The following is a 13012-nucleotide window of genomic DNA, read 5'->3' on the forward strand; positions in this document are numbered from 1 at the left end:
AATTATTATTGCTATAATAAAACGAAAGCGTTTATGAGCGTGTTTCCGTATCGACGGATCGAATAAAATTTAGAATGTGAGGAAAAACCCATGCGATTTTTTCAAGTGAAGCCAGCAATTTATTATGGGGAAGGTTCCCTGAAACAAATTGAGAAACATAATTTCAAAAATGTCTGTATAGCCACCGACCAGGGGATGGTCAAGTTTGGCTTGTTAAAAAAATTAACCGATGAACTGGATGCTAAAGGCGTTACCTATCACGTTTTTGCCGATATTGAGTCCGATCCGTCCACCGAAATTGTGGAAAAAGGGTTGATGCATATTATTATGAACAAGCCGGATGCCCTGATTGCCATCGGCGGCGGTTCGGTAATTGATGCGGCTAAGGCGATAATTTTCTATTGCGTCAATTTCAAACGGATTTTCTTTGAAGATCGCTATGTTCATAAGCCAATGTTTATTGCCATTCCGACGACCGCTGGAACCGGCTCTGAGGTAACTGAATATGCGGTTATCACGGATAAACAAAAGAATACCAAAATTCCTTTAACCGATATCCTGATGATGCCGGATGAAGCCATCCTTGATCCCCAACTGATTGAAAGTGTCCCAGCCGGCGCTACAGCAGCCACCGGAATGGATGTTATGACCCATGCCATCGAAGCCTTTATTTCCACTCAGAACAATCCTTTTGCCCGGTGTTATGCCAACAAGGCGGTAGAGCTGGTATTTCGCAGCCTTTACCCCAGTTATGTCAATGGCTCGGATCTGGAAGCCAAGGGCAGCATGCAGATTGCCTCCTGTATGGCCGGGATCGCTTTTAACAGTGCCGGTCTGGGAATTACCCACAGTATTGCCCATGCCTTCGGAGCGATTTTCCACCTGCCCCACGGACTGGCCAATGCCATTGTCTTGCCCTATGTGATTAAATTTAACGGTCAGGACGACAAGGTTCAGCATCAGTATGCCCGACTGTTAAGCGGTTCTGGCATTTTGAACGTCTCCGGCAATGCGACCGAAACCCTATACAACAGTGTAGTCGCCCTTAGTGCGTCATTAAATATCCCGGTTTCGCTAAAGGTTTTCGGGGTTTCCGAGGCAGATTATCTGGGCGCCCGGGATGAAATGCTGGACAAAGCCATGAATGATATCTGTACCACCACCAACCCGGTGGCCGTAACCCGCGAAAAGCTTAAAGGTGTGATGGATCAGGCCTACTACGGCGTCTAAATAAACAGTTTCAATTAAATTAAGAACAAAGAATTACACCCGATAGAAGACCATAAAAGTCTTCAACCGGGTGTTTTTTTTGATTGCGGCTATTTCGATAACGCATCAAGCCTCAATCAGGGGGATGATTTTACTCAAAACAAAGGAATCGTCATCTTTATAGGTGTAATAGCTTTTGATGGTGGGGGTGTTAAAATCCAATAATGGAATTGAGATTAGCGAGTGATCCTCAAGATATTGATAAATCAGACTTTTGGGCAAAAAACTGTAGCCGATACCGTCTAATAAAAAGGGGATCAGTTTACTGCTGTTATCAATTTCAAATTTAAATTGATGATGGGGTGGGAATAATTCGCGGATGAACAGCCCGACTTTCTGAAGGGCAAAATTGCAGAAAAGATAATCAAGTGCGATCAGATCTTTCTGCGCAATGCCACCGGCAAAAGCGGGATTGTTTTTGCTCGTCACCAGAATCAATTCATCTTCTTTAAAGGGCATACAGATATAGCCGTTTTTAGTAAAAGGAATATAGGTAAAGGCGATGTCGATTAAACCGTCCTGAAGAAATGAAAGCACCTCGAAGGAATGATTGATGACGATTCTGGTGGCGGTATTTAAATCATTGGATAACACCGAACGGATAATCGGATATAGATAATTTTCATAAATGGAATTGGTCGTCCCAAAACGAATCAGCTTGCGGCTGAAATCAGGGGTATTGATTTGTTCGATGGCACTTTCCTCGAGTTCCAGGAGACGTTTGGCGTAGCCTAAAAATAATTGCCCCTCGGCGGTTAAGGCAACCTTTTTTTTATCGCGGACAAACAACTGTTTGCCAAGCTCTTTTTCCAACTCATTGATCCGGTTGGTGACGGTGGATTGGGCCACAAAAAGCAGTTTTGCGGTCTGGGTAAAATTTTTAGTGGATGATAGCTGAATGAATGTTTTTAAGTACTGGGTATCCATGAGAACTCCTGTAATCATAATTTCGAATTGATAAGATCAATAAGATCTATTTCACAAATTATATAGTATCCGCTATAATAAAACAATCAATTAAAAAAAAGAATTTTCGGGAGGACAAAAAGATGGAAGACTGGAATGTAACGCTGTATCGTCAATTTGAAAAAGAACGAGCACAACCTTCAGTGGATCTGGTAAACAGAATCGAAGGGGATTCATTTAAACGGATAATCGATATTGGCTGTGGATCGGGAATGAGTACCCTGCCTTTACGAAATCGATTCAAAGAAGCGGAAATTCTGGGTGCCGATTCGTCGCCATCAATGTTAATACAAGCAAGAGAAACCCTTAAGGAGGTAACCTGGCTGGAACGAGATTGCAGCAAACCGCTGAAAGATTTAGGGAAATTTGATCTGGTTTTTTCGAATGCGGCCCTGCAATGGTTTGAAGATCAGGCAAAAGTGATCAGGAATTTAAGTGAAATTCTGATGCCGGCAGGAATATTGGCGGTTCAGATACCCTATTTCTCGGCCATGACCATTGCCGGATGCATTGCCGAAGCAGTAAAGACCTATGATGGGGAGATTTTCAAGGGCATTGAAAAAGATTTGTTTAGATCTTATTCTCCAGGATTTTATTACAATGAATTGACAAATCATTTTTCAAGGATTGAATTGTGGCAAACAAATTATTTTCATATTATGAATACGCATGAAGACATTTTGCAATTCTGTATGAGTACGGGGCTAAGACCCTATGCAAATCGATTTGCGGCGTCGCAGAAGGCGGAATTCTATAAAAAAGTATTGCAGGAAATTAAAAAAGGGTATAATGTTCAAAAAAACGGTAAGATTCTATTTGAGTTCAAGCGGATTTTTTTCATTTCGACAAAATAGTGCAATGATGGTGAACGGATACGAAAGTTAAAAATAAAAAGTGTTTTAACATCAAGATCGGTCGGGGCTTGGCACAATCAAGAAGAATGAACTAAAGTTTGGCGTTGCCGAAAAAGACAACTGGAAATGAGGAAAAAGAGATGATAATGACATTAGTTTTTTATGGACTGGCAGCCATCGGATTAATATTTTCCTTTGTGAAAAGCAGGGAAAATACCATCCTGGCATTGAAAAAGGCGTGGAAAGCCTTCGCCAATATAATGCCTCAATTTTTGGGGATCATTCTTTTTATCGGGATCCTGCTCAACATTCTTTCAGCACAGCAGATTTCCCAGCTGATTGGAGCGGATTCCGGCTGGGTTGGGGTTTTGATTGCCGCTGTTATCGGTTCGGTTACCCTGATCCCGGGTTTTGTCGCATTCCCGTTGGCGGCTGCGCTTTTGGAAAATGGTGCCGGAATGATGCAGATTGGGGCTTTTGTATCGAGCCTGATGATGGTGGGGGTTGTGACCATGCCCATGGAGTTTCTTTATTTCGGTAAAAAAGCAACAATTTTAAGAAATGGAATGGGCTTTGTTTTTTCAATTTTGGTTGCGATTGTGATGGGGGTGTTGCTATGATGAACAAGAAAAGCATCGAAATGTTGAAACGCTACCGTTTTCTCAGTGTGATGATTCTTGTCACACTGATTATCTTGGTAGTTAAACCAGCTTTGGGGATAAAGATTTATGGAGCTGCGCTGGAAAACATTTTAGGGATGTTAGGCGTGCTGCCACCAATCTTTATTTTAATTGGATTATTGGATGTCTGGGTTAAAAAGGAAACGATGGTAAAATATATGGGAAAAGACTCCGGATTAGTAGGCATACTGTTAGGCTTTTTTCTCGGATCAGCCGCAGCAGGTCCGCTTTACGGCGCTTTTCCGGTAGCGGGTGTGTTTCTTAATAAGGGCAGCCGACTGGCCAACGTATGGATTATTGTTGGAGCCTGGGCCTCAATGAAAATACCGCTATTATTATTTGAAGTATCGTCCTTAGGAATCAAATTTACCCTGATTCGTTTTATTATGGATGTTTTTGGGGTGCTGTTTATTGCTTTTGCGATGGAAAAAATCCTCACCGATGATGATGAGCATCAAATTTATGAACTGGCAAGAAAGATGAATCAATAAGCTACCGCTGCTCCGTGGCGTAAAAAAGACACCGTTCATTGATGAACGGTGTCTTTCAATTTAGTGGTAAATATTGCGTAAAAATTAATAAAATTACATTGCTGCGGCTAAGCCAATCAGTGCAATAAATGCGATGATTGCCAGAACGGTAAAGACGATGTTGATAATAATCAGAACTAGACCGATTGTTTTTCCGGTCTTTGCTTTTTTATTATCCGGATCAGCAGCGAATTCTTTTTTGCCGTAAATAAAAGCCATGATCGCAGTAACTAGACCGGCCAGGCTGACAATTCCGGCGATGGTACCCAGACCAACCGCACTTAAAATGATGTTGACGCCAATACAGATTAAAGAAATAATGCCAAAGGTGAACCCCTTCATGCCATCTTCAAAACTCATAATAATAACTCCTTCCCTATTTCAAATTTTATAGCTTAATTATACCCGATTATTGAGAAGAATAACGATTATTTTTTTGAAGAATAGATAAATTTACGTAAAAAGGGATATTATGTCAAAAAAACAGTGGCATCATCGGGTGGAAAGGCCTGATTTCTTTAGTTCTGTTGGCCATTTTGATGGCTTCATAGCGTCTGGGCTGGATAAAAAAGAAGATTTCGGCTATAATATAGCCATGAAAAACTTTGAAACCTTTAAACAATCCTATCAAATAAAACTGAATCCTCAGCAGGAAGAAGCCGTGGCTCGCACTAAGGGTCAGAGTCTGTTGCTGGCCGTGCCAGGAAGCGGAAAAACCACAGTGATCATCTACCGGATTGCCTATATGCTAAAGGTTGAGCAAATCGATCCGGGGGAGATCCTGACCCTGACCTTTAGCCGGATGGGTGCCCGGGATCTTAAAGGGCGATATACCAAACTATTTGGGGAAGCTCAGGCCGAAACCCTCCATTTCAGCACCATCCACAGTTTTGCCCTGGGGGTGATCCGTCACTATGAGAGGAGTTACCGCCGCCGCGCCCACACTGTGCTGGGTAATACCACCCCGGTGATCCGGGAGCTATATCGGCAGCTGTTTCAGGAGCATCCTGGGGAAATCGAATTGAGCGAAATCTGTCAGCGGATTGGCTTCTGCAAAAACATGATGCTGACCGCGGCAGAAATCAAACTGCTGCCAACCCTGGAGGTCGATTTCCTGCAAATCTATGACGCTTATGAAAGCCATAAACTCAAAGAACAGCTGATGGATTTTGATGACATTTTAAAATACGCCTGGGGACTCTTGAAAAAATATCCAGAAATGTTGGCCTTTTTTCAGAACAAGTACCCCTATATCCATTTGGACGAAGCCCAGGACACCTCAAAGATTCAGTTTAAGATCATTGAACTATTAACTGGGGAAACAGGAAACCTGTTTATGGTGGGGGATGAGGATCAGAGTATTTACGGTTTTCGTGGAGCCTTTCCCGAATCCCTGCTGGCCTTTAAAGAGACCTGGCCTCAGGGCGAGGTGTTGTTAATGGAAACCAATTACCGAAGCACCCGGCAGATTGTCGATAAGGCCAATGCCTTTATTAAGCTGAACCATGAGCGCTATCAAAAAGAAATGGCGGTTCCCAATAGTAACGAGTTTACCGGGGTTCCGATTGCCCGGGAATGGGTGAAATCCAGCGAAGCGCAATACCAGTTGATTATCGAAGCGATCAAACGGGAGGGTAAAGAAATTGCGGTGCTCTACCGCAACAACGAGTCGGCCATTCCTCTGGTTGATCTGCTCGATGAGGCAGGGATTGCTTACCATATTAAGGAACATAGTCCCCAGTTTTTTGGCCATTTTTTGATCAAGGACATCCGCCTTTTTTATGAGTTTGCTGTTAATCCCGGAGATATGGATTTATTTACCCAGGTTTACTATAAGATGGATGCGGCGATCTCCCGAGAAACGATTAATCAGCTGGGTCAGCTGATTAAACCCAAAGCAAATGCCTTTGATGCCTTAATTACGATCAGCGGCGAACGAGCCTGGCAGGTTAAACGACTGAAAGATCTCAAAGCCGGGTTCAAAAAGCTAAAAAATGCTCCGCCCCAGAAAGGCATCTTGATGATTCTGGATGATCTGGGGTATCGATCCTATCTGAATTTCCGAATCAGTTCTGGGCAATCCGAAGAAAACATTGAGCAGAAGCTGGCGGTGCTGAAGATTCTCGGAGGCCGGGTTCCCAATTTTCCGGAATTTTTTGATAAACTGGAAGTTTTGGCCGAAAAGCTTCAGGAGCCCCAGGCAAGAAAGGCGAAGATGCCGAGAGTAACCTTGTCCACCCTCCATTCCAGTAAGGGTCTGGAATTTGAAAAGGTATTTATTATTGATGCTACCGAAGGGCAGATCCCCAATGTATCCAATACCTTGGAAGATGCCAAGGCCTATGCCGAAGAAGTTCGGCTTTTTTATGTGGGAGCCACCCGAGCCAAACAGGAACTGATTTTTCTGTGCGTCAAACACCGGGAAAAGGATATCAAACCATCCCCATTTATTTCCTATTTGATCGATGGCCTGCCCCGGAAAAAGTCCCCGGCAGAAAAAATGGCGCCGCGACTGCGGGAAAGTTTCGGCAGTCAGCATGTTAAATGGCAGGATTATCATGCCGGGCAAGTCGGCGGGTCCACCATGGATCTGAGCGCTTATCAGAACGGGACGGTTATTACCCATCAGCGCTTTGGGGCGGGCACTATTCTGACCCGCAACGGCGACATTGCCAGCATTCATTTTGATGCGGCCGGGGAAAAGAAAATGAATCTGGCCGTCTGTCTGGAAAACGGCGTGATCAAATAATGATCAGAAATAAGTGCCGGTTAAGGTCGATTAAATGACGATTCCAGTTGATGTTCAGTTTGTCTGAAAGTTTTTAATTCATTTTTTCATATCTTTTTTTTGGTAATTGTGTTAATTTGATAACGAAAATAGTTTGATAACTTACTGGATGGGAAGGTAAAGAGTAGATGAATTTTACGAATTTGCAGTATATCATAGAAATTGATAAGTTTGGATCCATCTCTTTGGCGGCTAAAAAGCTATTTGTGGCACAGTCGAATTTAAGCCGGGCCGTAAAAGAGATGGAAAAGGAGTTTGATATTACAATTTTTCAAAGAACCTCCAAAGGGGTGGTCACAACCCGGGAAGGACAGCGATTCTTAAATCACGCAAAAGAAATTCAGGATCAGGTCAATAATCTTAAAACTGAATACTCAGATCTGACAGATAAAGGGATGAATATAAAAATATCGGTTCCCCGGGCCTGTTACATTGCGGAAGTCTTTACGGAGTACATTAATTCACTCAGTGAAGAGAAAATGTTGCGGATTCACTATTATGAAACCAATACTATGAAAACAATCCGAAATATTCTGGATTATCAATATGATATTGGTATTATCCGGTTCAATTCTCTGCACGAAGGTTATTATCTATCGTTGTTGAAACTGAAAAAATTACAGCATCGACTGATTTTGGAATTTGACTATCTTTTGCTAACCTCGAAAAAGAGTATAATCGCCGATAAGCACATCCGCTCTTATGACGATTTAAAAGGCTGCACGGAGATCATCCATGGCGATGACCGCTTGCCGTCTGGTGATTATGTGGATTTGACAGAGGATGATCGGGAAGAACGCTCCCAGGATAAGGTGATTTACTTGTATGAACGGGGGAGTCAGTTTGAATTACTAAATACCATCCCCAATACCTTTATGTGGGTTTCACCAATGCCCCAGGAAGTTTTGGATAAATATGGACTGGTTCAAATGCGCTGTGGTGCCTTTGCAAAGTATATGAAGGACGTAATGATCTTTAAAGAGGATCATATCCAGAAAAAATGTGAAAAAGAGTTTCTCGACTTACTGAGAGAAAAAACAAGAGAATACGGGTGCTATTTTTAAGAGTGCCGGGATAAAAAGAGCCACTGATGAAAATCGGTGGCTCTTTTTATCGGCAATCGTGATGATGGAAAATAGTAAAAAGCTAAAAATCCCAGTTCCAAGGGATTTGTCGAGCAATATATCATTTTTGATATGTTGCGTCAACTAAATGCATATGCGACTATGATGCGGTTTTCGTTGTAAAAGTGAAAAGATGATGGTAGTATTAGCCCCAAGCGAAGAGAGAAATTTGCTGAAATCAGTTTAATTATAAAAAAATACACGTGTAATCGGTTGTCAAACCTGAAAGAAAGAGGTGATTATAAAAAAAACATGGATATTCTGGAGTGGCCATCCAAAATATGCATGGCGAATAAGAATACTTGCAAGAAATGCAAGCATTCTTATGAGATGGTAAATTTCAGATAAGGCGAAGCTCGAAAAAGGATTATGGAAATTATTGTGAGAATATAACTTAATTGTGAGAATAAGGGGATAAAAATGTTAGATAAGAAAAAAGCGAAAATAGAGATCCAAAGACCGGATAGCGTGAACAATGTTGAGAGTCTAAATCATCGACTGGAAGAGGTAAAAGCGGCCCAGCGATTATTTGCTACCTATACCCAGGAACAGGTGGATGCTATTTTTCTGGCGGCAGCCACAGCAGCTACTAAAAAGCGAATCCATTTGGCAAAGATGGCAGTTGAAGAAACAAAGATGGGTGTTGTCGAGGATAAGGTGATTAAAAACCATTATGCATCGGAATATATCTATAATGCTTATAAAAACACCCAAACCTGTGGTGTGCTGGAAGAATCCCATGCCTTTGGATACAAAACAATCATTGCCCCGCTGGGTGTCATTGCAGCGGTTATACCGACAACAAACCCGACATCAACAGCGATCTTCAAATCACTGATTGCACTGAAGACCCGAAACGGGATTATCTTTTCACCGCATCCAGGAGCCAGAAGATGTACCATTGAGGCGGCCAGAATTGTTTTAGAAGCAGCAGTGGCAGCAGGAGCGCCAGCCGGGATCATCGCCTGGATTGATGAACCATCGGTTGAACTGTCGATGGAAATAATGAAAGCGGCTGATGTGGTATTGGCTACCGGTGGCCCGGGAATGGTTAAATCGGCGTATTCATCTGGCAAACCGGCAATTGGAGTTGGAAACGGAAACACGCCTGCCATTATTGACAGTTCCGCAGATGTATTGATGGCAGTCAACTCAATTATCCTGTCAAAAACCTTCGACAACGGAACCATCTGTGCTTCGGAACAGTCGGTGGTCATTGATGCGAAAATCTATGAGAAATGTATCCTGGAGTTTAGAAAACGCGGCTGTTATCTTTTAGATGAAAATGAAAAAGATATGGTCAGAAAAATTATCCTTAATGCAGCAGGAAACATCAACGCCCAGATTGTTGGCCGGTCGGCGTATCAAATTGCCAAATTGGCGGGCTTTGAGTGTCCTGAGGATGCCAAAGTGCTGTTAGGTGAAGTGACCGAATTAGATGTCACCAAGGAACCTTTTGCCCATGAAAAACTATCGCCAATTCTAGCCGTGTACAAGAGCGCTGATTTTGAAGATGGCGTGAACATCGCTGATCGACTGGTTGTTGATGGTGGGGTGGGACACACATCCGTATTATATGTTGACACCGTAAAGGCACCGGATAAGTTAAAAGTCTTTGAAGAAAGAATGAAAACAAGTCGTATTTTAGTGAACACACCATCATCACATGGTGGCATCGGGGATCTCTTTAACTTTAAACTACTGCCTTCCTTAACTCTGGGTTGTGGTAGCTGGGCAGGAAACTCCGTTTCTGGTAATGTGGGCGTTAAAGAATTGATGAATGTAAAAACAGTGGCTGAAAGGCGGGAAAATATGCTTTGGTTTAGAACCCCAGAAAAGGTTTATTTTAAAAAGGGTTGCACAAGTGTGGCACTACAGGAATTACAGTGTGTTTATAAAAGGAAGAAAGCGTTTATTGTAACAGATTCGTTTTTGTATAAAAGTGGCTTTACAAAAGACATCACGACGCAGTTGGATGAAATGGGGATTTCGCATTTTACCTATTTTGATGTGACCCCAGATCCTACCCTGGAATGCGCCAAAGCGGGAGCAGAAGCAATGACCGCTTTTGAACCAGATGTTATTATTGCCATAGGTGGCGGTTCGGCCATGGATGCCGCCAAGATCATGTGGATCATGTACGAACATCCAGAGGCGGATTTTGCCGATCTGGCCATGCGTTTTATGGATATCCGAAAAAGAGTCTACGGTTTTCCGGAAATGGGCAAAAAAGCCATTATGGTCTGTATCGCAACAACCGCCGGGACAGGGTCGGAAGTGACACCGTTTGCCATTATTACCGATGAGAAAACCCAGACAAAATACTCTATTGCTGATTATTCCTTATTGCCAACGATGGCCATCAGTGATGCGAATATGATGATGGATCAACCGAAAGGGCTGACGGCGACATCGGGAATTGACGTGCTGACCCATGCCTTGGAATCTTATGTGTCAATGCTGGCAACGGATTATACCGAACCTTTGTCATTAAAAGCCACCCGGCTGGTATTTGATTATCTGCCCCGAGCCTATCAGTATGGCCGGGATGATGTCGAGGCTCGGGAAAAAATGGCCAATGCATCAACGATTGCGGGGATGGCCTTTGCCAATGCCTTTTTAGGTGTTTGTCACTCCATGGCTCATAAGCTGGGGGCCCATCATCATGTTGCCCATGGCTTTGCCAATGCGTTGCTAATTACCGAAGTAATGAAATATAATGCTTCTGAAGCACCTAAAAAAATGGGAACCTTTTCCCAATATCAATATCCTCGGGCGATGCAGCGATATGCCGAAATTGCCTCCTATCTGGGGCTTCCCGGTAAAAACGATCAGGAGAAGTTCGAAAGTCTGATTGCTAAAGTGGAAGAACTGAAAGCTTGCATCGGCGTACCCAAATCGATTAAAGAATTTGGTGTTGATGAGCAGGAGTTTTTGGATAACCTGGATCTCAAATGTGAAGAAGCCTTTGATGATCAATGTACTGGCGCCAACGCCAGATATCCACTCATGAGCGAAATTCGGGAAATGTACCTGAATGCTTATTATGGTAAAGAATCTAAATGGTATTGATACCACACTTGCTGTTTTAATATAAGATCAAACCGCTATCAGATACTCCCTCAGGTTGTCCAAATTTCCTGGGGGAGTTTTTATTTGCGGTTGTCCGGCTTGTCCTTGACAAAAATAAAAATAAAGGCTATACTCAGAAAAAACAAACCGGTGATGGTGGAGTAAAGTTAGCAGCGCATTAATAGCGAGTCGGGGGTGGTGGAAGCCTGATAGAAAGCGGACTGGCATAATGGGCACCTGAGGGTGTGAGGAAAGGGCAAGGCCTGAGTATTTCACAACGTTTCATCAACGTTAAGGGATGGCAGATGTGATAGCATTTGCAGATAAAGTGCACAGGTTGAAGTTAACCTGTGAATAAAGGTGGTACCGTGGGTTATTTTGACTCATCCTTTTATTGTTGTAGACAATAAAAGGATGAGTCTTTTTTATTTGAAAGAGAGAGGCACAAAGCAATGGAAACATTAAAAAATTTACAAGGTCTGGTCAAGCGACTGGAAGAAAAAAGTCCATTTTATCAGCAACGTTTTAAGGAAACGGGGATTGTGGCCGCAGATATTAAAACGATGGCGGATTTTGAGCAGTTGCCCTTTACCGATAAGGGCGATCTGCGCAATGCCTATCCCTTGGGTTTGCAGGCAGTGCCAGACAGCGAAGTGGTGCGGATCCATTCCTCATCCGGGACCACTGGCCAGCCGGTGATCATTCCCTATACGGCTGGGGATGTGGCCGACTGGGCGGAAATGTTCGCCCGTTGTTATCGCTATGCCGGCATGACCGAGGAAGATCGGATCCAGATTACCCCGGGCTATGGTCTCTGGACCGCCGGTATCGGATTCCAGGCCGGGGCCGAGAAAATGGGAGCCATGGCGATCCCCATGGGTCCGGGGAACACCCAGAAACAATTGCAGATGATGGTGGATTTAAAAGCCACGGTTCTGGCATCGACCTCCTCATATGCTTTGTTGTTGGCCGAAGAGGTGGCTAACCAGAATCTTGGTGATCAGATCCATTTGAAACGGGGTGTGATCGGTTCCGAACGTTGGGGCGATAAGATGCGCAGTCGGATTGCCGAAGAACTGAGCATCGAACTATTTGATATTTATGGCCTCACCGAAATCTATGGTCCCGGTATTTCCATCGACTGTAGCGAACATGATGGGCTCCACTACTGGTCGGATTATCTATACTTTGAAATTCTCGATCAGGAAACACTAAAACCAGTACCAATGGGAGAATACGGGGAACTGGTAATCACCACCTTCCGGAAAGAGGGGGCACCGCTGCTGCGCTACCGCACCCATGACATCACCCGCTTTATTCCTGGTCCCTGTGCCTGCGGCTCGGTCCATCCCCGCCATGATCGGATTATCGGCCGCACCGACGACATGGTCAAGGTCAAGGGCGTCAATATTTATCCCGGCCAGATCGATGAAGTGTTAAAAACCGTGGCCGGGGTCAGCAGCGAATACCTGGCCACCGTGGATCATCAGGAAGGCAAAGACTGTGTGGTTCTGGCCTTCGAAATTCTTGACGGGGTTGATAAAAAAGCGGTTGAAGATGAGGTGAAACGGCAGTTTAAATCGCGGGTAGGATTAAGTGTTATTCCCCTGGCCAGCGCCCTTGGATCGCTGCCCCGATCTGAGAAAAAAAGCGTCAGGATCATTGATCGTCGGTTCAGTTAAAGTGTACAGCTGCAGAAATATCTGACCAGCGGGCATTAGAAAAATCC

Annotated in this window: 10 protein-coding genes and 1 other annotated feature; of the genes, 8 read left to right on the forward strand and 2 right to left on the reverse strand. The window is 43.7% G+C overall.

What is annotated here, in order from left to right; genetic code table 11:
• Positions 1-90: 90 nt before the first annotated feature.
• Complete coding sequence (locus Q7J41_RS09585; protein ID WP_304887494.1) at positions 91-1230, forward strand: 1-propanol dehydrogenase PduQ; 1140 nt, start codon at positions 91-93, stop codon at positions 1228-1230.
• A 105-nt stretch (positions 1231-1335) separates the two neighbouring features.
• Here the strand turns inward: Q7J41_RS09585 and Q7J41_RS09590 are convergent, their stop codons facing one another.
• Entirely contained in the window at positions 1336-2196 is an 861-nt protein-coding gene (locus tag Q7J41_RS09590; protein WP_304887496.1) for a LysR family transcriptional regulator, read from the reverse strand.
• Between the two features lie 122 nt (positions 2197-2318).
• Here Q7J41_RS09590 and Q7J41_RS09595 point away from each other — a divergent pair, with 122 nt between their 5' ends.
• The 3 genes from Q7J41_RS09595 (at position 2319) to Q7J41_RS09605 (ending at position 4260) form a co-directional block, all read left to right on the forward strand.
• Positions 2319-3089, forward strand: a complete 771-nt coding sequence (locus Q7J41_RS09595; protein ID WP_304887498.1) for a methyltransferase domain-containing protein — start codon at positions 2319-2321, stop codon at positions 3087-3089.
• Between the two features lie 143 nt (positions 3090-3232).
• Positions 3233-3709 (forward strand): permease, encoded by a 477-nt coding sequence (locus tag Q7J41_RS09600; protein WP_370651006.1) that lies wholly within the window; start codon positions 3233-3235, stop codon positions 3707-3709.
• Entirely contained in the window at positions 3706-4260 is a 555-nt protein-coding gene (locus tag Q7J41_RS09605; RefSeq protein WP_370651004.1) for a permease, read from the forward strand. The genes Q7J41_RS09600 and Q7J41_RS09605 overlap by 4 nt, the downstream gene beginning before the upstream one ends.
• Before the next feature lie 93 nt (positions 4261-4353).
• On the opposite strand, the gene Q7J41_RS09610 is transcribed toward Q7J41_RS09605, so the two are convergent.
• Positions 4354-4659, reverse strand: coding sequence for a hypothetical protein (locus Q7J41_RS09610; protein WP_304887502.1), 306 nt, complete (start codon positions 4657-4659; stop codon positions 4354-4356).
• A 112-nt stretch (positions 4660-4771) separates the two neighbouring features.
• Between Q7J41_RS09610 and Q7J41_RS09615 the strand changes: the two genes are divergently transcribed.
• From Q7J41_RS09615 to Q7J41_RS09630, 4 genes are all read left to right on the forward strand, one after another.
• Positions 4772-7048 carry an ATP-dependent helicase gene (locus Q7J41_RS09615; RefSeq protein ID WP_304887503.1) on the forward strand — a complete coding sequence of 759 codons (2277 nt, stop codon included), beginning with the start codon at positions 4772-4774 and terminating at the stop codon, positions 7046-7048.
• A 167-nt stretch (positions 7049-7215) separates the two neighbouring features.
• The gene (locus Q7J41_RS09620; RefSeq protein ID WP_304887504.1) at positions 7216-8151 is read left to right on the forward strand and encodes a LysR family transcriptional regulator; all 936 of its coding nucleotides are present in this window, start codon (positions 7216-7218) and stop codon (positions 8149-8151) included.
• A 480-nt stretch (positions 8152-8631) separates the two neighbouring features.
• The gene (gene adhE, locus Q7J41_RS09625; protein ID WP_304887506.1) at positions 8632-11283 is read left to right on the forward strand and encodes a bifunctional acetaldehyde-CoA/alcohol dehydrogenase; all 2652 of its coding nucleotides are present in this window, start codon (positions 8632-8634) and stop codon (positions 11281-11283) included.
• Positions 11284-11424: 141 nt separating this feature from the next.
• Positions 11425-11677, forward strand: a binding site (T-box leader).
• Between the two features lie 58 nt (positions 11678-11735).
• A complete protein-coding gene (locus Q7J41_RS09630; protein WP_304887508.1) occupies positions 11736-12965 on the forward strand; it encodes a phenylacetate--CoA ligase family protein in 1230 nt (409 codons plus the stop codon).
• The last annotated feature ends 47 nt before the right edge of the window (positions 12966-13012 follow it).

It is taken from the genome of Acetobacterium sp. (assembly GCF_030652775.1).
GTDB lineage: Bacteria > Bacillota > Clostridia > Eubacteriales > Eubacteriaceae > Acetobacterium.

Coding starts and splice junctions, on each gene's coding strand:
- Q7J41_RS09585 (WP_304887494.1), top strand. CDS start 91: ATGCGATTTTTTCAAGTGAAGCCAGCAATTTATTATGGGGAAGGTTCC.
- Q7J41_RS09590 (WP_304887496.1), bottom strand. CDS start 2,196: ATGGATACCCAGTACTTAAAAACATTCATTCAGCTATCATCCACTAAA.
- Q7J41_RS09595 (WP_304887498.1), top strand. CDS start 2,319: ATGGAAGACTGGAATGTAACGCTGTATCGTCAATTTGAAAAAGAACGA.
- Q7J41_RS09605 (WP_370651004.1), top strand. CDS start 3,706: ATGATGAACAAGAAAAGCATCGAAATGTTGAAACGCTACCGTTTTCTC.
- Q7J41_RS09610 (WP_304887502.1), bottom strand. CDS start 4,659: ATGAGTTTTGAAGATGGCATGAAGGGGTTCACCTTTGGCATTATTTCT.
- Q7J41_RS09615 (WP_304887503.1), top strand. CDS start 4,772: ATGTCAAAAAAACAGTGGCATCATCGGGTGGAAAGGCCTGATTTCTTT.
- Q7J41_RS09620 (WP_304887504.1), top strand. CDS start 7,216: ATGAATTTTACGAATTTGCAGTATATCATAGAAATTGATAAGTTTGGA.
- adhE (WP_304887506.1), top strand. CDS start 8,632: ATGTTAGATAAGAAAAAAGCGAAAATAGAGATCCAAAGACCGGATAGC.
- Q7J41_RS09630 (WP_304887508.1), top strand. CDS start 11,736: ATGGAAACATTAAAAAATTTACAAGGTCTGGTCAAGCGACTGGAAGAA.